17 protein-coding genes, 2 tRNA genes, 1 other RNA gene and 1 pseudogene are annotated in these 21,080 nt (G+C 50.9%); 15 read left to right on the forward strand and 6 right to left on the reverse strand.

Annotation, left to right across the window (positions count from 1 at the left end):
- Positions 1 to 164 precede the first annotated feature (164 nt).
- The 11 genes and pseudogenes from D9736_RS18475 (at position 165) to D9736_RS18525 (ending at position 13,970) form a co-directional block, all read left to right on the forward strand.
- Positions 165 to 3,908: a nitrate reductase subunit alpha gene (locus tag D9736_RS18475; RefSeq protein WP_130258908.1), complete on the forward strand. Its 3,744-nt coding sequence runs from the start codon at positions 165 to 167 to the stop codon at positions 3,906 to 3,908.
- Positions 3,905 to 5,443: a nitrate reductase subunit beta gene (narH, locus tag D9736_RS18480; protein WP_046082940.1), complete on the forward strand. Its 1,539-nt coding sequence runs from the start codon at positions 3,905 to 3,907 to the stop codon at positions 5,441 to 5,443. Before D9736_RS18475 ends, narH begins: the two co-directional genes overlap by 4 nt.
- Entirely contained in the window at positions 5,440 to 6,150 is a 711-nt protein-coding gene (narJ, locus tag D9736_RS18485; RefSeq protein WP_130258909.1) for a nitrate reductase molybdenum cofactor assembly chaperone, read from the forward strand. Before narH ends, narJ begins: the two co-directional genes overlap by 4 nt.
- Positions 6,150 to 6,827 (forward strand): respiratory nitrate reductase subunit gamma, encoded by a 678-nt coding sequence (gene narI / locus D9736_RS18490; RefSeq protein ID WP_001160110.1) that lies wholly within the window; start codon positions 6,150 to 6,152, stop codon positions 6,825 to 6,827. The genes narJ and narI overlap by 1 nt, the downstream gene beginning before the upstream one ends.
- Before the next feature lie 235 nt (positions 6,828 to 7,062).
- Positions 7,063 to 8,096, forward strand: a pseudogene (locus D9736_RS18495) (3-oxoacyl-[acyl-carrier-protein] synthase III C-terminal domain-containing protein).
- Positions 8,093 to 9,109, forward strand: coding sequence for an NAD(P)-dependent oxidoreductase (locus D9736_RS18500; RefSeq protein WP_130258910.1), 1,017 nt, complete (start codon positions 8,093 to 8,095; stop codon positions 9,107 to 9,109). The pseudogene D9736_RS18495 and the gene D9736_RS18500 overlap by 4 nt, the downstream one beginning before the upstream one ends.
- On the forward strand, positions 9,087 to 9,893 hold the full coding sequence (locus D9736_RS18505) for an MBL fold metallo-hydrolase (RefSeq protein ID WP_130258911.1): 807 nt from the start codon (positions 9,087 to 9,089) through the stop codon (positions 9,891 to 9,893). Before D9736_RS18500 ends, D9736_RS18505 begins: the two co-directional genes overlap by 23 nt.
- Positions 9,890 to 11,176, forward strand: a complete 1,287-nt coding sequence (locus D9736_RS18510) for a F390 synthetase-related protein (RefSeq protein WP_130258912.1) — start codon at positions 9,890 to 9,892, stop codon at positions 11,174 to 11,176. The genes D9736_RS18505 and D9736_RS18510 overlap by 4 nt, the downstream gene beginning before the upstream one ends.
- A complete protein-coding gene (locus tag D9736_RS18515) occupies positions 11,173 to 11,775 on the forward strand; it encodes a phosphatase PAP2 family protein (RefSeq protein WP_130216012.1) in 603 nt (200 codons plus the stop codon). Before D9736_RS18510 ends, D9736_RS18515 begins: the two co-directional genes overlap by 4 nt.
- Positions 11,768 to 12,892 (forward strand): sterol desaturase family protein, encoded by a 1,125-nt coding sequence (locus tag D9736_RS18520; RefSeq protein WP_130258913.1) that lies wholly within the window; start codon positions 11,768 to 11,770, stop codon positions 12,890 to 12,892. Before D9736_RS18515 ends, D9736_RS18520 begins: the two co-directional genes overlap by 8 nt.
- Entirely contained in the window at positions 12,879 to 13,970 is a 1,092-nt protein-coding gene (locus tag D9736_RS18525) for an acyl-CoA desaturase (RefSeq protein WP_130258914.1), read from the forward strand. The genes D9736_RS18520 and D9736_RS18525 overlap by 14 nt, the downstream gene beginning before the upstream one ends.
- A gap of 16 nt (positions 13,971 to 13,986) precedes the next feature.
- Here D9736_RS18525 and D9736_RS18530 read toward each other — a convergent pair.
- The 5 genes from D9736_RS18530 to D9736_RS18550 form a co-directional block, all read right to left on the reverse strand.
- Positions 13,987 to 14,118: non-coding RNA, RtT sRNA (locus D9736_RS18530), on the reverse strand.
- 44 nt (positions 14,119 to 14,162) lie between these two features.
- Positions 14,163 to 14,247, reverse strand: a tRNA-Tyr gene (locus D9736_RS18535).
- Between the two features lie 33 nt (positions 14,248 to 14,280).
- A tRNA-Tyr gene (locus tag D9736_RS18540) sits at positions 14,281 to 14,365 on the reverse strand.
- Between the two features lie 160 nt (positions 14,366 to 14,525).
- The gene (gene purU / locus D9736_RS18545) at positions 14,526 to 15,368 is read right to left on the reverse strand and encodes a formyltetrahydrofolate deformylase (protein WP_130208904.1); all 843 of its coding nucleotides are present in this window, start codon (positions 15,366 to 15,368) and stop codon (positions 14,526 to 14,528) included.
- A gap of 49 nt (positions 15,369 to 15,417) precedes the next feature.
- Positions 15,418 to 15,876 carry a YchJ family protein gene (locus D9736_RS18550; RefSeq protein ID WP_130208902.1) on the reverse strand — a complete coding sequence of 153 codons (459 nt, stop codon included), beginning with the start codon at positions 15,874 to 15,876 and terminating at the stop codon, positions 15,418 to 15,420.
- A gap of 112 nt (positions 15,877 to 15,988) precedes the next feature.
- Between D9736_RS18550 and rssA the strand changes: the two genes are divergently transcribed.
- The 3 genes from rssA to galU all read left to right on the forward strand — a co-directional run bounded on the left by rssA (position 15,989) and on the right by galU (position 19,110).
- Positions 15,989 to 16,900 (forward strand): patatin-like phospholipase RssA, encoded by a 912-nt coding sequence (gene rssA, locus D9736_RS18555; protein ID WP_130216018.1) that lies wholly within the window; start codon positions 15,989 to 15,991, stop codon positions 16,898 to 16,900.
- Between the two features lie 86 nt (positions 16,901 to 16,986).
- Positions 16,987 to 18,000 carry a two-component system response regulator RssB gene (gene rssB / locus D9736_RS18560; RefSeq protein WP_130216020.1) on the forward strand — a complete coding sequence of 338 codons (1,014 nt, stop codon included), beginning with the start codon at positions 16,987 to 16,989 and terminating at the stop codon, positions 17,998 to 18,000.
- A 201-nt stretch (positions 18,001 to 18,201) separates the two neighbouring features.
- A complete protein-coding gene (gene galU, locus D9736_RS18565; RefSeq protein WP_130258915.1) occupies positions 18,202 to 19,110 on the forward strand; it encodes a UTP--glucose-1-phosphate uridylyltransferase GalU in 909 nt (302 codons plus the stop codon).
- 143 nt (positions 19,111 to 19,253) lie between these two features.
- Here galU and hns read toward each other — a convergent pair whose 3' ends face one another.
- Complete coding sequence (gene hns, locus D9736_RS18570) at positions 19,254 to 19,667, reverse strand: histone-like nucleoid-structuring protein H-NS (protein ID WP_105289150.1); 414 nt, start codon at positions 19,665 to 19,667, stop codon at positions 19,254 to 19,256.
- 601 nt (positions 19,668 to 20,268) lie between these two features.
- On the opposite strand from hns, the gene tdk reads away from it, so the two are divergent.
- Complete coding sequence (gene tdk, locus D9736_RS18575; protein ID WP_130258916.1) at positions 20,269 to 20,886, forward strand: thymidine kinase; 618 nt, start codon at positions 20,269 to 20,271, stop codon at positions 20,884 to 20,886.
- Positions 20,887 to 21,080 lie beyond the last annotated feature (194 nt).

A 21,080-nucleotide genomic window follows, 5' to 3' on the forward strand; every position in this document is an offset into this window, starting at 1 on the left:
CATTAATTACCCTTAAGGAGTATCTTAGGAATTTACTTTATTTTTCATCCCCACCACTCTTGATCGTTATCAATTCCCACGTTGTTTCAGAGCGTTACCTTGCCTTTAAACATTAGCAATGTCGATTTATCAGAGAGCCGACAGGCTCCCACAGGAGAAAACCGATGAGTAAATTCCTGGACCGGTTTCGCTACTTCAAGCAGAAGGGCGAAACCTTTGCCGATGGGCATGGCCAGCTTCTCAATACCAACCGTGACTGGGAGGATGGATATCGCCAGCGTTGGCAGCATGACAAAATCGTCCGCTCTACCCACGGGGTAAACTGCACCGGCTCCTGTAGCTGGAAAATCTACGTTAAAAACGGTCTGGTGACCTGGGAAACCCAGCAGACTGACTATCCGCGTACCCGTCCGGACCTGCCAAACCATGAACCTCGCGGCTGCCCACGCGGTGCCAGCTACTCCTGGTATCTCTATAGCGCCAACCGCCTGAAATACCCAATGATGCGCAAACGCCTGATGAAAATGTGGCGTGAAGCGAAGGCGCTGCATAGCGATCCGGTTGAGGCATGGGCTTCTATCATTGAAGACGCCGATAAAGCGAAAAGTTTTAAGCAGGCGCGTGGACGCGGTGGTTTTGTTCGTTCTTCCTGGCAGGAAGTGAATGAACTGATCGCCGCATCTAACGTTTACACCATCAAAAACTACGGCCCGGACCGTGTCGCTGGCTTCTCGCCAATTCCGGCAATGTCGATGGTTTCTTACGCATCGGGTGCGCGCTATCTCTCGCTGATTGGCGGTACTTGCTTGAGCTTCTACGACTGGTACTGCGACCTGCCTCCTGCGTCTCCGCAAACCTGGGGCGAGCAAACTGACGTTCCGGAATCCGCTGACTGGTACAACTCCAGCTACATCATCGCCTGGGGTTCAAACGTGCCGCAGACGCGTACCCCGGATGCTCACTTCTTTACTGAAGTGCGTTACAAAGGCACCAAAACTGTTGCCGTCACGCCGGACTACGCTGAAATCGCCAAACTGTGCGATCTGTGGCTGGCACCGAAACAGGGCACCGATGCGGCAATGGCGCTGGCGATGGGCCACGTGATGCTGCGTGAATTCCACCTCGATAACCCAAGTCAGTATTTCACCGACTATGTGCGTCGCTACACCGACATGCCGATGCTGGTGATGCTGGAAGAACGCAACGGTTACTACGCTGCGGGTCGTATGCTGCGCGCTGCCGATCTGGTTGATGCGCTGGGCCAGGAAAACAATCCGGAATGGAAAACTGTCGCCTTTAATACCAATGGCGAAATGGTTGCGCCGAACGGTTCTATTGGCTTCCGCTGGGGCGAGAAGGGCAAATGGAATCTGGAGCAGCGCGACGGTAAAACCGGCGAAGAAACTGAGCTGCAACTGAGCCTGCTGGGTAGCCAGGATGAGATCGCTGAAGTGGGCTTCCCGTACTTTGGCGGCGACGGCACGGAACACTTCAACAAAGTGGAGCTGGAAAACATTCTGCTGCACAAACTGCCGGTAAAACGCCTGCAACTGGCCGACGGTAGCACCGCTCTGGTGACCACCGTTTATGATCTGACGCTGGCAAACTACGGTCTGGAACGTGGCCTGAACGACGTTAACTGCGCAACCAGCTACGACGATGTGAAAGCTTACACTCCGGCGTGGGCCGAGCAGATCACTGGCGTTTCTCGCAGCCAGATTATCCGTATTGCCCGTGAATTTGCCGACAACGCTGACAAGACGCACGGTCGTTCGATGATTATCGTCGGTGCGGGTCTGAACCACTGGTATCACCTCGATATGAACTATCGTGGTCTGATCAACATGCTGATTTTCTGCGGCTGTGTCGGTCAGAGCGGTGGCGGCTGGGCGCACTATGTAGGTCAGGAAAAACTGCGTCCGCAAACCGGCTGGCAGCCGCTGGCGTTTGCCCTTGACTGGCAGCGTCCGGCGCGTCACATGAACAGCACCTCTTATTTCTATAACCACTCCAGTCAGTGGCGTTATGAAACCGTGACTGCGGAAGAACTGCTGTCGCCGATGGCGGATAAATCCCGCTATACCGGACACCTGATCGACTTTAACGTCCGTGCAGAACGCATGGGCTGGCTGCCATCTGCGCCGCAGTTAGGCACTAACCCGCTGACTATCGCTCGCGAAGCAGAAAAAGCCGGGATGAATCCGGTAGATTACACCGTGAAATCCCTGAAAGACGGTTCCATCCGTTTTGCGGCAGAACAACCAGAAAACGGTAAAAACCACCCGCGTAACCTGTTCATCTGGCGTTCTAACCTGCTCGGTTCTTCCGGTAAAGGTCATGAGTTTATGCTCAAGTACCTGCTGGGGACGGAGCACGGTATCCAGGGTAAAGATCTGGGGCAGCAGGGCGGCGTGAAGCCGGAAGAAGTGGACTGGCAGGACAATGGTCTGGAAGGCAAGCTGGATCTGGTGGTGACGCTGGACTTCCGTCTGTCGAGCACCTGTCTCTATTCCGACATCATTTTGCCGACGGCGACCTGGTACGAAAAAGACGACATGAATACTTCGGATATGCATCCGTTTATTCACCCGCTGTCTGCGGCGGTCGATCCGGCCTGGGAAGCGAAAAGCGACTGGGAAATCTACAAAGCTATCGCCAGGAAATTCTCCGAAGTGTGCGTCGGTCATCTGGGTAAAGAAACCGACATCGTCACGCTGCCTATCCAGCACGACTCTGCCGCTGAACTGGCACAGCCGCTGGATGTGAAAGACTGGAAAAAAGGCGAATGCGACCTGATCCCCGGTAAAACTGCACCGCACATTATGGTCGTAGAGCGCGATTATCCGGCAACTTACGAACGCTTTACCTCTATCGGTCCGTTGATGGAGAAAATCGGTAACGGTGGTAAAGGGATTGCCTGGAACACCCAGAGCGAGATGGATCTGCTGCGTAAGCTCAACTACACCAAAGCGGAAGGCCCGGCGAAAGGCCAGCCGATGCTGAACACCGCAATTGATGCGGCAGAGATGATCCTGACACTGGCACCGGAAACCAACGGTCAGGTAGCCGTGAAAGCCTGGGCTGCCCTGAGCGAATTTACTGGTCGTGACCATACGCATCTGGCGCTGAATAAAGAAGACGAGAAGATCCGCTTCCGCGATATTCAGGCACAGCCGCGCAAAATTATCTCCAGCCCGACCTGGTCTGGTCTGGAAGATGAACACGTTTCTTACAACGCCGGTTACACCAACGTTCACGAGCTGATCCCGTGGCGCACGCTCTCTGGTCGTCAGCAGCTTTATCAGGATCATCAGTGGATGCGTGATTTCGGTGAAAGCCTGCTGGTTTATCGTCCGCCGATTGACACCCGTTCGGTGAAAGAAGTGATGGGGCAGAAATCCAACGGTAATCCGGAAAAAGCGCTCAACTTCCTGACGCCGCACCAGAAGTGGGGGATCCACTCCACCTATAGCGACAACCTGCTGATGCTGACTTTAGGTCGCGGTGGTCCGGTGGTCTGGCTGAGTGAAGCCGATGCCAAAGATCTGGGTATCGCCGATAACGACTGGATTGAAGTCTTCAACAGCAACGGTGCACTGACTGCCCGTGCGGTTGTCAGCCAGCGTGTTCCGGCAGGGATGACCATGATGTACCACGCGCAGGAACGTATCGTTAACCTGCCTGGTTCGGAAATTACCCAACAGCGTGGGGGTATCCATAACTCGGTCACCCGTATCACGCCGAAACCGACGCATATGATCGGCGGCTATGCCCATCTGGCATACGGCTTTAACTACTACGGCACTGTAGGTTCTAACCGCGATGAGTTTGTTGTAGTGCGTAAGATGAAGAACATTGACTGGTTAGATGGCGAAGGCAATGACCAGGTACAGGAGAGCGTAAAATGAAAATTCGTTCACAAGTCGGCATGGTGCTGAATCTCGATAAGTGCATCGGCTGCCACACCTGTTCAGTTACCTGTAAAAACGTCTGGACCAGCCGCGAAGGCGTGGAATACGCGTGGTTCAACAACGTGGAAACCAAGCCGGGCCAGGGCTTCCCGACCGACTGGGAAAACCAGGAAAAATACAAAGGCGGCTGGATCCGTAAAATCAACGGCAAACTGCAACCGCGCATGGGTAACCGCGCCATGCTGTTGGGTAAAATCTTCGCTAACCCGCATCTGCCGGGGATCGACGATTATTACGAGCCGTTTGATTTTGACTATCAGAACCTGCATACCGCGCCGGAAGGCAGCAAATCGCAGCCGATTGCCCGTCCGCGTTCGCTGATTACCGGCGAACGGATGGCGAAAATCGAAAAAGGGCCGAACTGGGAAGATGACCTGGGCGGTGAGTTTGACAAGCTGGCGAAAGACAAGAACTTCGACAACATCCAGAAGGCGATGTATAGCCAGTTCGAAAACACCTTCATGATGTATTTGCCGCGCCTGTGCGAACACTGCCTGAACCCGGCATGTGTGGCGACCTGCCCGAGCGGTGCAATTTACAAGCGTGAAGAAGATGGCATCGTCCTGATCGATCAGGACAAATGCCGTGGCTGGCGTATGTGCATCACCGGATGCCCGTACAAAAAAATCTACTTCAACTGGAAGAGCGGTAAGTCTGAGAAGTGCATTTTCTGCTATCCGCGTATTGAAGCCGGTCAGCCGACGGTGTGTTCAGAAACCTGTGTCGGTCGTATCCGTTATCTCGGCGTGCTGCTGTACGATGCGGACGCCATTGAACGTGCGGCCAGCACCGAGAACGAAAAAGATCTCTACCAGCGTCAGCTGGACGTGTTCCTCGATCCGAACGATCCGAAGGTCATCGAGCAGGCGATTAAAGACGGTATCCCGCTGAGCGTTATTGAAGCTGCGCAGCAGTCGCCGGTTTATAAAATGGCGATGGAATGGAAACTGGCGCTGCCGCTGCATCCGGAATATCGCACACTGCCGATGGTCTGGTACGTGCCGCCTTTGTCTCCGATTCAGTCTGCAGCAGACGCTGGCGAGTTGGGCAGCAACGGTATTTTGCCAGACGTCGAAAGCCTGCGTATTCCGGTACAGTATCTGGCGAACCTGCTGACCGCAGGCGACACCCAACCGGTACTGCGTGCGCTGAAACGTATGCTGGCAATGCGTCATTACAAACGTGCTGAAACCGTTGACGGTAAAGTCGATACCCGTGCGCTGGAAGAGGTTGGCCTGACCGAAGCCCAGGCACAGGAAATGTATCGTTATCTGGCGATTGCTAACTACGAAGATCGCTTTGTGGTACCAAGCAGTCATCGTGAACTGGCGCGGGAAGCATTCCCGGAGAAAAATGGCTGCGGCTTTACCTTTGGTGATGGCTGCCACGGTTCAGATACCAAATTCAATCTGTTCAACAGCCGTCGTATCGATGCCATCGATGTGACCAGCAAAACGGAGCCGCATCCATGATCGAACTCGTGATTGTATCGCGTCTCCTTGAATATCCGGATGCTGCCTTATGGCAGCATCAACAGGAGATGTTCGAGGCGATTGCCGCGTCGGAAAATTTGTCGAAAGAAGATGCCCATGCGCTGGGCATTTTCCTGCGCGATTTAACGGCGATGGATCCGCTGGATGCCCAGGCGCAGTACAGCGAACTGTTCGACCGTGGTCGCGCCACGTCACTGTTGCTATTCGAACATGTTCACGGTGAATCCCGCGATCGTGGTCAGGCGATGGTGGATTTACTGGCGCAGTACGAGCAGCACGGCTTGCAGTTAAACAGCCGCGAATTGCCGGACCATCTGCCGCTGTATCTGGAATACCTGGCGCAGCTGCCGCAAAGCGAAGCCGTGGAGGGTTTGAAAGACATTGCGCCGATTCTGGCATTGCTGAGCGCGCGTCTGCAACAGCGTGAAAGCCGTTATGCCGTGCTGTTTGACCTGCTGCTGAAACTGGCGAATACCGCTATCGACAGCGACAAAGTGGCGGAAAAAATTGCCGATGAAGCGCGCGACGATACGCCGCAGGCGCTGGATGCTGTCTGGGAAGAAGAGCAGGTTAAGTTCTTTGCAGACAAAGGCTGTGGTGATTCAGCAATCACTGCTCATCAGCGTCGCTTTGCCGGTGCCGTCGCGCCGCAATATCTGAATATCCCCACCGGAGGACAGCACTAATGCAATTCCTGAATATGTTCTTCTTTGATATCTACCCGTACATTGCCGGGGCGGTCTTCCTGATTGGTAGTTGGCTGCGCTATGACTACGGGCAGTACACCTGGCGCGCGGCATCCAGCCAGATGCTGGACCGTAAAGGAATGAACCTGGCGTCGAACCTGTTCCATATCGGGATTCTGGGGATTTTTGTCGGTCACTTCTTCGGTATGTTGACGCCGCACTGGATGTATGAAGCCTGGCTGCCGATTGAAGTGAAACAAAAAATGGCGATGTTTGCTGGTGGTGCCAGCGGCGTGCTGTGTCTGATTGGTGGCGTGCTGTTGCTGAAGCGTCGCCTGTTCAGCCCACGCGTGCGTGCAACCACTACCGGAGCGGATATCCTGATCCTGTCGCTGCTCGTTATCCAGTGCGCGCTGGGCCTGTTGACCATTCCGTTCTCCGCCCAGCATATGGACGGTAGCGAGATGATGAAACTGGTTGGCTGGGCGCAGTCGGTAGTGACCTTCCACGGTGGTGCTTCTCAACACCTTGATGGTGTGGCGTTTATCTTCCGTCTGCACCTGGTGCTGGGGATGACGTTATTCCTGCTGTTCCCGTTCTCGCGTCTGGTGCACATCTGGAGCGTACCGGTGGAGTATCTGACACGTAAGTATCAGCTGGTGCGCGCTCGCCACTAAGCACGACATAGTGCCTGATGCGCTGCGCTTATCAGGCCTACAGAGTCATGCAACTCATTGATATTACGTGGTATGTATGCCGGATAAGGCGTTCACGCCGCATCCGGCATAACGTAACGCACGTTGTCAGCCTGCTGAAATCATCAGTTACACATTGTCGATATTTCAGATTGTAGAGAAACGAACCTCATCGATATGATTGGCCCACCTATGGAGCAGTGAAGGAGCACTGACCGTGGATCAACCTAATCAATCGACGATCTCTGCGGCATTAAAAATAATCGCCACGGGGATCGCCTTACCCCCTGATAAAATTACCTCTCAACAACTGGATGTTCAGTTAACTCTCAACAACTGGATGTTCAGTTAAATAAACCTGCGGGCTACGTTGAGCGACGTTCCGGCATTTGCTGGCGCTATTTTGCCAGCAACGACGCCAGCCAGGCCGAACTGGCGGCAGAGGCTTTGCATAATGCGTTAGCATCGGCTGCCTTAAAACCTTCTGATATTGATCTGTTAATTTGTGCGTCAGCCATTGCCGTACAGGCATTACCCTGTAGCGCAATTCATATTCTTAAAGCCGCTGCTATGCCCGCAGGCGTTGCCGGATTTGATATCAACAGTAGCTGTGTCAGCTTTATTTCCGCTCTGGAAGTTGCTGCCGGATTATTAAACTGTGGAGCATATCGGCGCATTGCCATCGTCTCGGCAGATATTGCTTCACGTGGTATCGACTGGGATCATGAAGAGTCGTCACTCATTTTTGGTGATGGCGCGGCGTGTGCGATTGTCGAGCGGGGCGATGGTCGCAGCGGGATTATCGCCAGCCTGATCGAAATGTATCCCGAAGGTAACGAGCTGTGTGAAATTCGCGCTGGCGGCACGCGGTGTAATCCTCGTTCAGGCGTCAGTGATAGCGACTTCCTTTTTCATATGCAGGGGAAACCGCTGTTTCGTTTTGCCTCTTCGCTTATTGAAGATTATTTTTCGCGCTTACTGCAAAAAAGCGGTCTGCAACTGGCTGATATCGGTACGGTCGTTCCGCATCAGGCCAGTCATCTTTCCCTTGAACATATGCGTAAACGGCTGCGAGTGCCGGAATCTGCGCTTATTGATGTCTACCGTTTCTACGGTAATCAGGTCGCTGCGTCTATACCCACGGCGCTGCATGAAGCGATGATTAGTGGTCGTTTTGCTGCGAATAAACCTGCAATGTTGATTGGCACGGCGGCGGGATTAACGCTGGCAGGCATGGTGCTTTTACCGTGAAAATTCTCGTGACGGGGGCGACCAGCGGCCTGGGGCGAAATGCTGTGCAATATTTGTTGCGATCGGGTGTTTCGGTTGTGGCAACAGGGCGAAATCGAGTGGTTGGCAAAGTTCTCGCAAGCGCAGGTGCACAGTTTGTGGCTCTCGATTTAACCGAGGCAACTGATGATGACTGCGCCCGGTTGATGGAAGGCTGCGATGCCGTCTGGCACTGTGCGGCAAAGTCTTCGCCCTGGGGAGACAAAACGGCATTCTGGCTTGCCAATGTCAAAGCGACCTACACTTTGGCACAGGCGGCAGGCAGGCTGAACATTCCCCGGTTTATCCATATCTCCACGCCTGCAGTTTACTTTGATTTTCAACATCACTATGACCTGCAAGAAACTTATCTTGCGCGAACATTTTCCAGCCATTATGCCAGCAGTAAATATGCCGCTGAGCAGGCTATTGCCGGGGCAGTAGCGCAATATCCTGCCACGAGGTTTATTCTTTTGCGTCCCCGTGGTTTGTTTGGTCCTCATGATCAGGTGATTGTTCCTCGTCTGATGCAGCAACTGCAACAGGGGGGCGGCAGCTTACGTTTGCCACGCGGTGGTGAAGCGTTATTGGATCTCACGTTCGTGCAAAACGTGGTGTATGCCATGCAACTGGCAACGCAGGTTGAAGGATTACGCTCTGGCAGTATTTACAACATCAGTAATCACCAGCCGCAGCAGCTATCTGTAATGCTTGACGCCTTACTGCGCCAGCAACTGGGCTTAAATTACCGCATTGCAGCCGTTCCCTGGCCGCTGCTTTCTCTGGTCGCGCGCGGCCTGGAGCTGTACGGGAAATGCGTTAATCTGGAACCTGTTATCACACGTTACAGCGCCGGAACACTCTGTTTTGATATGACGCTGAGTGCGCAAAAGGCCATTACAGAGTTGGGATATCACCCGCGCTTTTCGATGGAGCAAGGTATTGCAATCACGGGACAATGGCTGAGGGAACATGGCAAAAATAACCGTATTTGAAACGGGCTGGTGTACCCATATTGGCTGCATTGCGCTAAAAGGGGCGGGGCTGAAAGTGTGTAAATTCCCCGCCCGCGCCTGGCTGCTGGAAGTGGGCGAGAAACGCTGGCTGTGGGACACCGGCTATTCATCGTGGTTCGAACACTACACGCAATCCGGCGTATTTCGTCTTTATCGCCAGGTCACGCCGGTTTATTTCGATCCACAACAGGCGCTGGTGCGGCAACTTTCCGCACACGGACTGGCGGCAAAAGATGTTGATGCGATTATTCTGTCGCATTTTCACGCCGATCATATTGCTGGCCTGCGCGATTTCCCTGATGTCGCCTGTATCTGTTCTGGTGAAGGTTGGCAGCAGGTAAGAACGCTGCGTGGCATAGCCGCATTGCGTCAGGCCTTTGTGCCAGGGCTGATCCCGGAGAATTTTGAATCCTCACTGCGTTTTATTGAAAGTTTCGCATTGGTGAATATGCCTCCTGAACTGGCACCGTTTGAGAGTGGCTATTTGCTGCCAGAAAGCAATGGCGAAATTATCCTCGTGCCGCTTGCGGGTCATGCTGCCGGACATATTGGCGCATTTGTGTTGACCGACAATGGCTGGACTTTACTGGCTGGCGATGCCGCTTGGGCACCCGCAAACTACCGCGAACTGCGCGGGCCTTCACCACTGGCGCATCTGGTGATGTCCGACAGCCGCGCCTACTACCGCACGCTTGGGCAATTACATCAGCTTTGGCAAAACGGCGCAGTGGACATTCGTTTGTGCCACGAGGGGGATTTATGATCCCGCTGGCTTTACTCTGGCGCTACTTCCGTACCCGCAGGCTGCATTTCACCGATCGCCAGGCGCTGGAATACTGGCAGGCAAAAAGGCTGCATCAGTTCCGGCAAAATGTCTTATCTAAAAGCCCGTGGTTTCAGCGTTATCTGGCCTTGCCCTTTAACCAGTGGCCGTTGATGGACAAAGTGTTAATGATGACGCACTTCGATGAGATGAATACCGCGGGTTTAAAGCGCGACGAGCTTCTCGCCTGTGCAATGCGCAGTGAGCAGAGTCGTGATTTCAAACCCTGCGTTGGCAAGTTCAGCGTCGGGCTTTCATCAGGTACATCCGGGCGTCGTGGGCTTTTTGTTGTTAGCCCGCACGAGCAACAGATTTGGGCCGCCGGTGTGCTGGCAAAAGTGTTACCCGACGGTTTATTTGCCAGAGAGCGGGTGGCACTGTTTTTGCGCGCGGACAACAACCTCTATCAAAGCGTGAATAACCGCTGGTTAAGTCTCGACTTTTACGATCTGCTGGCGCCATTTCAGGCGCAACTCAAACAACTGGAACAGCGAGCGCCGACGATTATTGTCGCGCCAGCTCAGGTATTACGCGCACTGGCGCTGGCGGTGATTGCCGGAGAGCTAACGCTAAAGGTCAAAAAAGTGATCTCGGTAGCGGAAGTTCTGGAGTCGCAGGATCGGGAATTACTGCGAAGCGTGTTCAACAATGTGGGCGAGATTTATCAGGCGACAGAAGGCTTTCTCGCCTCTACCTGCCGGTGTGGCACGTTACATCTCAACGAAGAATTTGTTCACATTGAACCGCAATGGCTGGATGAGCACCGTTTCGTGCCGATCGTCACAGACTTTACCCGCACCACGCAGCCGGTGGTGCGTTATCGACTTGATGATGTGCTGGTGGCAAGTGAACAGCCATGCCCTTGTGGCAGTGCGGCAATGGCGATTGCGCGTATCGAAGGGCGGCAGGACGATCAACTGCAACTGCCGACAAGATCTGGCGATATGCAGACCGTATTTGCCGATGCATGTAGTCGGGTGCTGGCGATGACGCTGCCGTTAACTGCTGATTATCGCCTGCTACAAACCGGGCCAGCACAGCTAACGCTAATAGCAGATTGCGAACCGGGGATGCTGGGGCAGTGCCGGGAAGCGTTGAGTGCCTTGTTTATGCGCCAGAATATCGCAGTGGAGCACTTGATATGGTTCCTTGAGTCGCAACCAGTGCCAGTTGCTTTTACAGCCAAGCGGCGGCGAATTGTGCGTGAGTGGGGGCGGGAATGAGCAATCTACTACTACGCCTGAAACAGATGCTGCTGGGCTGGGGAACCGTTGGGGTTATCTATAACTTTAGCGACTACCTGCAAGGTCAGGGATATCAATTAACGCCGTCAGTAATTGATAATCTGATTGCGTTTTCACCCTCTGCCGTGTGGCTGTATCTCTCGTTTTTTTTAATTGTGCCGTTAGGTTATTTATCCACACCACTTTGCCACCTGCGCTGGCTGGCCCGCGCAATGCAACTTTCGGCACTTGTAGCTGGCTTGTTTTATCTTCTCTGGCCCACGACTATGCAATATCCCCCGTTTGTGCAGTCGGGGATCTCAACGGGTGCATTAAACGGGCTGATCGCCATTGACTCAAGTCAGAACTGTTTTCCCTCTTTACATGCGGCGCTCACGCTGTTGGCGGTATGGGCGATTGCCAAAAAGGGGAACCGTTGGCTGACGCTGATGAGTGTTGCCTGGGCGATAGCGATCGCCTTTTCGATTCTGCAATTACGCAGACATTTATTTATCGATTTAGTAGGCGGCGCGTTGCTGGCGTCGATTTGCGGTTGGATATGCGCAATATGCGAGAAAAGGAAGACGCAATATGAGTGATTTACTGTTTCCCATCATATTGATGGTGCTGTTGGTGTTAGCCGAAGCGGGCGTGTTGCAATTCACCGGGCGGCAAAAAGTGGAATGGCTGGACGTTATTTTTAATATCAACTCCGGTCATATGATGCTGTGGTTATTTCGCTGCCTGGAAGTGCTCTGCTATGGCCAGGTGGTCAATCACTTCAGCCTTGGGCTGTTTGATAATGCACCGGTGATCCTGCTATGGCTGTTTACTATCCTTGCGTGGGATTTTGGCTTTTACTGGCTGCATCGCTGGCATCACGAAATGCGCCCGCTGTGGGCGGTTCATGTGGTGCATCATCAGGGTGAACACTACAACCTGTCATTAGGCGTGCGTAACTCGTGGTACTCCTCGTTAACCTCAATCCCGTTTTTTATGCTGCTGGCGCTGCTTGGTGTGCCGTTGCAGGTCTTTTTGGCAGTTTCTATTATTCACTACAGTTGGCAATTTTTTAACCATAACGCGCTAACGCCGAAACTCGGTTGGCTGGAAAAAGTGCTGATCACGCCTTCGCATCATCGCGTCCATCATCTGAATGAAAAGCAATATGCCGATACCAATTACGGCGGCACCTTTCTGTTGTGGGATAAAATTTTCGGTTCTTATAGCGCCGGGCCGGATCATGACGTGGCCTATGGCGTAAAAAATAGTCGCTTGTCCTGTAACCCGATGCGCGAGAGTAACCTGCCATTTTTACGCTTAATGGGCTTTCGCTCATTTGGCAAAGCGATTGAACGTCGCTACCAAAGTTCCGCGTGGGCAGTGGGGGCAGGGGTGATCCTGCTGTTTATGTTGGTGCTTGGCTACATTCAACAATATGGCTATGGCATCGAGTTTATGACCAGTGAGCAAGCCGTATTATTTGTTCTGCTGGTGGCAGGCTCCGTTGCGCTGGGGGGCATAAGCGACGGGCAGCGTTGGGGTATGATTTTGTGGTGTTCTGTGACGTTGTCACTACTCTATTTTATTCTTTATATTTGCTCATGGAGCACTCTGCTGTGGAAGGGATTAGCGGGCATTTTGCTGGCCCATTGCCTGTTATTTGTGTCCGGTGTGGGACGTAAATCGTTAAGGAAACGCTATGAACCTGTTTAAGCCCGACAGGTTAATCACTTTTCCTGCCGATGATCCGCACCTGGTGAAACAGTTGCAGAATGGTACGAAATCGTACCTCGCAAAAGCAGGCGATCATCGTTATGCCGACGGCTGGGCATTCACCAAAATGGCGGCACTGATTATTGCCTGTTTATCCTGCTATTCACTGGCGTTGTCTCAAAGCCAGTGGGGGCTGTATCTGTTGTGGTATCTGACGATGATGTTTTGCGCCATGCTGTTAGCGGTTAATGTGGTGCATGACGCGTCGCATGATGCGTTTTTGCGCGGTAAAAAGGCCAATGCGTGGCTTAACCGGTGGGTTGCAATTCCTATGGGGCTTGATCCGGACTGTTGGCGAGTACGCCACGTTCGCTTTCATCACGGCTTTACCAATATTGAATTTTACGATCCGGACACCGCAGAAAATGGCATTCTTCGCCAGACTCCGTGGCAGCAGTGGCGACCTTTTATGCGCCACCAACATTGCTACTGGCCGCTGGTCGCGGCGCTCACCTTTCCCTGGTATATCTGGGTAGTGGACTGGCTCGATCGCGCAGGGTTTACGCCGGTCACGCGACATCTGGCCCTGCGGGGGTTTGCTGGTTGGGGGTATTTCTTAGCCGGGAAACTGGCGCATTGCGCGCTGTGTCTGATACTTCCCTGGCTGCTGTCTGAGTTTGGTTTTATGACCATCGTGCTGACTTATCTGCTCAACCAGTTGCTGGCGTCACTGATCTTTGTGATGTTGATTATCGGAACGCACTGGGCGAAGGGGCATACGCAGTTACCGCCAGAAGAGGGCAAAATGGTCGTGGGCAGGCTGGCGCATACCTTCGCCACTACCTTTGACTGGACGCCGCAACCTGCATGGCTTGGCTACTGGCTGGGCGGAATTAATTTGCATCTTACCCATCATCTTTTTCCTCACTGGCATCATCGCCATTATCCAGCGTTAAGCCGCATTATCGCGCAAATTGCCAGCCAGCAAGGTCTGGATTATCAGTTGTTGACGTTAGCGGATTTGCTGAGGCTACAGCAGCAGTTTTTACGGCGAATGGGGGAGAAGCCGTCAGAGTGAGAGTGGAATCAAGTGATGGAGGTGGAGGAAGGATTACTCAGCGCTACGCGCTTCGCCCTGCGGGTCGTTGCCTGCGGCAACGCTCTCTCGCTGACGCTCGAGTCGAACCTTGGTCGAAGCTTCTCATCCTTCCCCGCATGGGCAGAATATGAAACGATATATAAGTTTGAAATGAGTTTTATCAGGAAGTGATGGTGGTGGGGGAAGGATTCGAACCTTCGAAGTCGATGACGGCAGATTTACAGTCTGCTCCCTTTGGCCGCTCGGGAACCCCACCAGGGGTAATTCATATTGTAGGTAATGCTTGAGATGGTGGTGGGGGAAGGATTCGAACCTTCGAAGTCGATGACGGCAGATTTACAGTCTGCTCCCTTTGGCCGCTCGGGAACCCCACCACGGGGTAATGCTTTTTACTGGCCTGCTCCCTCACTGGGAAGCGGGGCGCATCATATCAAATGACACGCCGCTGTAAAGGGTTACGTTGAGAAAAATGAACTGGTTGCGTAATTTTCATCCGCAACGGATTAAAGCCAACCAGTTCTATTTTGCCAGCGATTAAAGAATAATCGTCCGGTTACCGTAAACAAATACACGCTGTGCCAAAACCTGGTAAAGCGCGCGGCTTAATACGTTTTTCTCAACATCACGACCTGCACGCATCATGTCTTCGGCAGTGTAGGTGTGATCCACATGAATGACATCCTGCATGATGATTGGACCTTCATCCAGATTGTCATTTACATAGTGTGCTGTTGCGCCAATAATCTTCACGCCGCGTTCATAAGCCTGATGATAGGGACGTGCGCCGATAAACGCTGGCAGGAATGAATGGTGAATGTTGATAATTTTGTTCGGGAAGCGCGCCACGAACTCCGGCGTCAGCACGCGCATATATTTCGCCAGCACCACATAATCAGGTTGATGCGCTTCAATGGCATCCGCCATCTTCTGATCGTGCTCGTTGCGGCTTAACCCTTCATGGCTCACCAATTCAAACGGAATATCAAAACGTTCCACCAGAGAACGTAAAGTCTCGTGGTTACCAATAACCGCAGCGATTTCAACATCCAGTCCACCGTAGTTGGCTTTCATCAGCAAATCGCCCAGGCAATGCGCTTCTTTGGTCACCAGAATGACTATGCGGCGGCGACCTGCGGGATTCAGTTCACGCACCGAACCTTCTGGCAAAGCGCTATCGAGATCCGCCAACAGGGTGGAATCATTAAAAATACCCTCCAGTTCCGTGCGCATAAAAAAGCGCCCGGTACGGTGGTCAACAAATTCATTGTTCTGCACGATATTTAACTCGTGCTTGTAGCAAATATTAGTAATACGCGCGATCAGACCTTTTTGATCCGGGCAAATAGTACGCAGAACTTTACGTTGGAGTGAATGCATTGCTGGAAAAACCTTGTTGAGAGTGTTTGCTAAACCGTACCGTCAACCTTTATTGGCCGCAGCACTTTTTAAATTTTTTACCTGAACCACAAGGGCAGGGATCGTTGCGACCAAACTGCGGACGTGTACCATCAATATAGTACCATTGACCGTTTTCTTTCAAAAATCGCGAACGCTCAATAATCGCCCCGGATTTACCCTTCTCAGTAAAACGAGCGACAAAACTGACATAACCTACGTCGTCACCTTCATGATATGAACGTTCAAATACGGTCAAACCTAACCATTCGGTATGTGCAAATCCGGCAATTAATTCAGCACGTAACACCGAGGCGCCACAGGATGGATGCCAGGTTTTAATTAAATAATCTGCGTCGTGCATCACAAAAGCGCAGTAACGCGAACGCATAAGACGTTCGGGATCTGGTGCAACCTTTTCACCAGACACATAAGGGTGGCAACATAGGCTATACTCGACAGCACTACCACAGGGACAAAGCTTAGACACAAATAATCTCCCTGGAAACAATAACGGCGTTTTAACCGCCGGAGTAGCACTATGTTAACCGAGCGGTAGCGATGTGGCTACGGCTGCATTCCAGGGGACGCTTTCAGGAACAATGAGAAAAGTAAAAATAGGGCTGGCACTGGGATCCGGTGCTGCACGAGGATGGTCGCATATTGGCGTCATTAACGCGCTTAAAAAAATGGGCATTGAAATTGATATCGTCGCAGGATGTTCAATTGGTTCGCTGGTAGGCGCAGCCTATGCCTGTGATCGATTATCTGCGCTGGAAGAGTGGGTTACCTCTTTTAGCTATTGGGATGTTTTACGACTGATGGACCTCTCCTGGCAGCGCGGTGGGCTGCTGCGCGGCGAGCGTGTGTTCAATCGGTATCGTGAAATAATGCCAGAAACAGAAATCGAGAATTGTTCACGCCGCTTCGCTGCAGTCGCCACCAATCTAAGCACAGGGCGCGAATTATGGTTTACCGAAGGTGATCTCCATCTCGCTATTCGTGCATCCTGCAGTATTCCTGGCTTGATGGCACCGGTCGCGCATAACGGCTACTGGCTTGTTGATGGCGCAGTCGTTAATCCCATTCCTATCTCTCTGACTCGTGCGTTGGGCGCAGATATCGTAATTGCGGTTGATCTCCAGCACGACGCTCACTTAATGCAGCAAGATCTTCTTTCATTTAATGTCAGTGCTGAAAATGGCGAGAGTGAAGATGATCTACCCTGGCATGCGCGGCTGAAAGAGCGGCTAAGTAGTATTACTGCGCGTCGAGGCGTCACGGCACCGACAGCAACAGAGATTATGACTACCTCTATTCAGGTATTGGAAAACCGCCTTAAAAGAAACCGTATGGCAGGGGACCCGCCTGATATTCTGATTCAACCCGTTTGCCCACAGATTTCCACGCTCGATTTTCATCGTGCGCAGGCTGCCATTTCGGCAGGACAATTGGCGGTTGAGAAGAAAATGGATGAGCTTTTACCGCTAGTTCGAACTAACGTTTTGACCTGATTTTTTATCTACACTTAAGTTAATTCTGACAGGCACTGATGGCAATAGCATGCCACTATTGAATAAAGCCAGTCAGGGGAGAGAACATGACGCAGCCATTGGTCGGAAAACAGATTCTCATAGTTGAAGATGAGGCGGTATTTCGCTCGCTTCTGGATTCGTGGTTTTCCTCATTGGGAGCGACAACGGTACTGGCAGCTGATGGGGTGGATGCCCTTGAGCTACTGGGCGGTTTCACACCCGATCTAATGATATGTGATATTGCAATGCCGAGAATGAACGGCCTGAAACTATTGGAACATATTCGCAACCGGGGTGACCAAACACCTGTCCTGGTGATTTCCGCTACGGAAAACATGGCAGATATCGCGAAAGCGTTACGTCTGGGCGTGGAAGATGTTTTGTTAAAACCAGTTAAAGATCTCAACCGTCTGCGCGAGATGGTTTTTGCGTGTCTCTATCCCAGCATGTTTAATTCGCGTGTAGAGGAAGAAGAACGGCTTTTTCGCGACTGGGATGCGATGGTGGATAATCCCACCGCGGCTGCTAAATTATTGCAAGAATTACAACCTCCGGTTCAGCAGGTGATTTCCCATTGCCGGGTTAATTATCGCCAACTGGTGGCCGTTGATAAACCGGGGCTGGTGCTTGATATTGCAGCTCTTTCGGAAAACGATCTGGCTTTTTATTGTCTCGATGTAACTCGCGCCGGACATAATGGTGTCCTTGCCGCCTTGTTATTACGTGCGCTGTTTAATGGGTTATTACAGGAACAGATTGCCCACCAAAATCAGCGTTTGCCAGAGTTGGGTGCGTTATTGAAGCAGGTAAATCATTTACTGCGGCAGGCCAATCTGCCTGGTCAGTTCCCGCTATTAGTCGGCTATTATCATCGTGAATTAAAAAATCTCATTTTGGTTTCCGCTGGTCTGAATGCAACGTTAAATGCTGGTGAACACCAGATTCAAATCAGTAATGGCGTTCCGTTAGGAACATTAGGCAACGCCTATTTGAATCAATTGAGCCAGCGATGTGATGCCTGGCAATGTCAAATTTGGGGAACAGGTGGAAGACTGCGCTTGATGTTGTCTGCGGAATGAGCAAACGATTATATGGGATAAAATTGCATTACGCGCTGGTGTCGGCTGGTGGTACTATCGTCGCCATTCGTTTAAGTAATTGTCTTAATTATGTTAACTCGCCTCCTTTTCAGAACCAGGCCTCGTCAGGGTACTGATATACTGGGATGCGACACAGAAATATGAACACGTTCAATACACGAACAGTCCAGGAGAATTTAAATGGCTGCCATTAATACGAAAGTCAAAAAAGCCGTTATCCCCGTTGCGGGATTAGGAACCAGGATGTTGCCGGCGACGAAAGCTATCCCGAAAGAGATGCTGCCGCTTGTCGATAAGCCATTAATTCAATACGTCGTGAATGAATGTATTGCGGCTGGCATTACTGAAATTGTGCTGGTCACTCACTCATCTAAAAACTCTATTGAAAACCATTTCGATACCAGTTTTGAACTGGAAGCAATGCTGGAAAAACGTGTAAAACGCCAGTTGCTTGATGAAGTGCAGTCCATTTGTCCACCACACGTGACTATTATGCAAGTTCGTCAGGGACTGGCGAAAGGTTTGGGACACGCAGTATTGTGTGCCCATCCGGTAGTTGGTGATGAACCTGTGGCTGTTATTTTGCCTGACGTTATTCTGGATGAATATGAATCCGATTTATCGCAGGATAACCTTGCAGAGATGATTCGTCGCTTTGATGAAACTGGCCACAGCCAGATAATGGTGGAGCCTGTTGCTGATGTGACGGCATATGGTGTTGTGGATTGCAAAGGTGTGGATTTAGCGCCTGGCGAAAGTGTACCGATGGTCGGTGTGGTAGAAAAACCGAGAGCAGATGTAGCGCCGTCGAATCTTGCTATTGTCGGCCGTTATGTTCTCAGTGCTGATATTTGGCCGCTGCTGGCAAAAACCCCTCCGGGAGCAGGTGATGAAATTCAGCTCACCGACGCGATTGATATGCTAATCGAAAAAGAAACGGTTGAAGCCTATCATATGAAAGGGAAGAGCCATGACTGCGGTAATAAATTAGGTTACATGCAGGCCTTCGTTGAATACGGTATTCGCCACAACACTCTGGGTACTGAATTTAAAGCCTGGCTTGAAGAAGAGATAGGCATTAAGAAGTAACATCTATCACGATGTTTTCTACGAAACGGCATTGAGTGATCAATGCCGTTTTTTTATAGCGTATTCTTATCAGAGAGTCTTAAAACGGACAATAAAAAATCCCGCCAATGGCGGGATTTTAAGCAAACAGAATCAAGAAAAGATTATTGCTTGATCAGGAAATCGTCGAGGGATTTACCTTGCTCATCCATTGCTTTTTTGATTACAGCTGGAGTACGGCCCTGGCCAGTCCAGGTTTTGGTTTCGCCGTTTTCGTCAACGTAGCTATATTTAGCCGGACGCTGTGCGCGTTTAGCTTTTGTGCCAGATTTAACAGCAGCAATGCTATTCAGCAGTTCGTTCGGGTCAATACCGTCAGCGATCAGCATTTCACGATATTGCTGCAGTTTACGAGTACGCTCTTCAACTTCAGCAGCAGCTGCGCTTTCTTCTTCGCGACGTTCGTTAACGACAACTTCTAATTTTTCCAGCATTTCTTCCAGCGTTTCAAGTGTACATTCTCTTGCCTGCGCACGAAGAGTACGGATGTTGTTCAGAATTTTAAGTGCTTCGCTCATTGTAGTAATCTCAAACTTATATTGGGGTGGTTTGTTGAGGTAATAATAGAGCCTTAAATTCAGTTGTGCAATAGCCAGGAATGTAAGGAATTCAAAAATGTTCTTTATTTCGTACCGACAATAAATATCTTTTCATAAAATTAGCCAGAAATGACGTGGCATATAGCCCTATTTACATCGATGCTTTCGCATCACTTAAGGTTAAAACTTCCTGATTCATGTCACATTTTATGTGGAGATTAACATGCGCTGGAGCCTTTTCACTCTTGGGTATTAGCCCTGTTTATGAAAATCCCCTATTAAGCGAATGATGAAAAGTAGAACAGTCGCAATAAGTGCAAGGACTTCGTATTGCTCTTTCCTGGAGGCCAACAGGGGTTATTACGTGCGCAACAGGTTAAAGATTGTGAATAGTTACCAAGAGTCATTTACGCGTTTATAACAAGCAAGGCCGTGGTAAAGATAGCTCTGAAGGATTATGCCAGCCATTCGTAATGGATGACGAATATACTACTTCTGTGCGCACTGTTACGCTGTAAAACTGACGAATTATGATAAACTCCTGCCAACTTTATTTCATATCATTGAGGGCCTGTGGCTGATGGCGCAGCTATATTTCTACTATTCCGCAATGAATGCGGGTAAGTCTACGGCATTGTTGCAATCTTCATACAATTACCAGGAACGCGGTATGCGCACTGTCGTATATACGGCGGAAATTGATGATCGTTTCGGGGCAGGGAAAGTCAGCTCGCGTATAGGTTTGTCATCACCTGCAAAATTATTTAACCAAAATTCATCATTATTTGATGAGATTCGTACGGAACACGAACAGCAGACAATTCATTGCGTACTTGTTGATGAATGCCAGTTTTTAACCAGACAACAAGTATATGAATTATCGGAGGTTGTCGATCAACTCGATATACCCGTACTTTGTTATGGTTTGCGTACCGATTTTCGCGGTGAATTGTTTGTTGGTAGCCAATACTTACTGGCATGGTCAGACAAACTGGTCGAATTAAAAACTATTTGTTTTTGTGGCCGCAAAGCAAGCATGGTGCTACGTCTTGATCTGGCGGGTAGACCTTATAACGAAGGTGAACAGGTGGTTATTGGTGGTAATGAGCGTTACGTCTCGGTTTGCCGTAAACACTATAAAGAAGCGTTAGAGATCGGCTCTTTGACGGCGATTCAGGACAATCATCGGCACGACTAATAAATTTTTCTTTACTGACAGGGTGAATAGGGCGCTTTTCTCCTGTCAGTCCGTTTTACTAACTTCTTCCGAGTCATCATTCTTTCTCTATTCTTAATCATCACTCAACGTACCACAGAACGATTTTAGTGCGTCGATGCCTCATTACCTACGAGGTAGAGTTATTTGTCGACAATCTCGCTTTGTGCTCGTTT

This window comes from Escherichia sp. E10V10 (assembly GCF_004211985.1).
GTDB lineage: Bacteria > Pseudomonadota > Gammaproteobacteria > Enterobacterales > Enterobacteriaceae > Escherichia.

What these genes read in the sequence shown, in the direction of transcription:
- D9736_RS18475 (WP_130258908.1), top strand. Translation starts at nt 165, where the DNA reads ATGAGTAAATTCCTGGACCGGTTTCGCTACTTCAAGCAGAAGGGCGAA.
- narH (WP_046082940.1), top strand. Translation starts at nt 3,905, where the DNA reads ATGAAAATTCGTTCACAAGTCGGCATGGTGCTGAATCTCGATAAGTGC.
- narJ (WP_130258909.1), top strand. Translation starts at nt 5,440, where the DNA reads ATGATCGAACTCGTGATTGTATCGCGTCTCCTTGAATATCCGGATGCT.
- narI (WP_001160110.1), top strand. Translation starts at nt 6,150, where the DNA reads ATGCAATTCCTGAATATGTTCTTCTTTGATATCTACCCGTACATTGCC.
- D9736_RS18505 (WP_130258911.1), top strand. Translation starts at nt 9,087, where the DNA reads ATGGCAAAAATAACCGTATTTGAAACGGGCTGGTGTACCCATATTGGC.
- D9736_RS18510 (WP_130258912.1), top strand. Translation starts at nt 9,890, where the DNA reads ATGATCCCGCTGGCTTTACTCTGGCGCTACTTCCGTACCCGCAGGCTG.
- D9736_RS18515 (WP_130216012.1), top strand. Translation starts at nt 11,173, where the DNA reads ATGAGCAATCTACTACTACGCCTGAAACAGATGCTGCTGGGCTGGGGA.
- D9736_RS18520 (WP_130258913.1), top strand. Translation starts at nt 11,768, where the DNA reads ATGAGTGATTTACTGTTTCCCATCATATTGATGGTGCTGTTGGTGTTA.
- D9736_RS18525 (WP_130258914.1), top strand. Translation starts at nt 12,879, where the DNA reads ATGAACCTGTTTAAGCCCGACAGGTTAATCACTTTTCCTGCCGATGAT.
- purU (WP_130208904.1), bottom strand. Translation starts at nt 15,368, where the DNA reads ATGCATTCACTCCAACGTAAAGTTCTGCGTACTATTTGCCCGGATCAA.
- rssA (WP_130216018.1), top strand. Translation starts at nt 15,989, where the DNA reads ATGAGAAAAGTAAAAATAGGGCTGGCACTGGGATCCGGTGCTGCACGA.
- rssB (WP_130216020.1), top strand. Translation starts at nt 16,987, where the DNA reads ATGACGCAGCCATTGGTCGGAAAACAGATTCTCATAGTTGAAGATGAG.
- galU (WP_130258915.1), top strand. Translation starts at nt 18,202, where the DNA reads ATGGCTGCCATTAATACGAAAGTCAAAAAAGCCGTTATCCCCGTTGCG.
- hns (WP_105289150.1), bottom strand. Translation starts at nt 19,667, where the DNA reads ATGAGCGAAGCACTTAAAATTCTGAACAACATCCGTACTCTTCGTGCG.
- tdk (WP_130258916.1), top strand. Translation starts at nt 20,269, where the DNA reads ATGGCGCAGCTATATTTCTACTATTCCGCAATGAATGCGGGTAAGTCT.